The sequence below is a fragment of the Leyella stercorea DSM 18206 genome (assembly GCF_000235885.1).
Taxonomy (GTDB): domain Bacteria; phylum Bacteroidota; class Bacteroidia; order Bacteroidales; family Bacteroidaceae; genus Prevotella; species Prevotella stercorea.
Map to the genome: position 1 here is coordinate 20,344 of NZ_JH379462.1, position 432 is coordinate 20,775.

The following is a 432-nucleotide window of genomic DNA, read 5'->3' on the forward strand; positions in this document are numbered from 1 at the left end:
CACAGATTGCACGGATGCGCACAGATTAGGAGGCAAAACGCAGCCTAAAAATCTGTGAGCATCTGTGCAATCTGTGGGAGGCTCTTATCTGCCTGAAGCTTCTGTGAATTCTGTGAATTCTGTGGGAGGTTCTTATCTGAAGCTATGTTGGTGCAGCGGAGACCGCTGCACCCCCTGGTGTTATTGCAAGCCTTTCACCTCTTCTATTGGCAAGCCTGAGCCTTGAGCAACCTGCTCAATGGTAAGTCCCATTGCAAGAAGATTTTTCGCTATAGCTTTCTTCTCTTCCGCACGACCCTCCGCACGACCTTGTTTCATGCCTTCCGCACGTCCTTCCGCACGACCTTGTTTCATGCCTTCCGCACGACCTTCCGCACGACCTTCCGCATGTCCTTCCGCATGTCCTTTCTCTCGTGCTTCGCGCTCTGCAGC

General features: G+C 52.5%; 1 pseudogene. It reads right to left on the reverse strand.

Annotated elements, in window-relative coordinates:
- Positions 1 to 180: 180 nt before the first annotated feature.
- Positions 181 to 432: pseudogene (locus tag HMPREF0673_RS14600) on the reverse strand (PD-(D/E)XK nuclease family transposase); the annotation flags it as partial.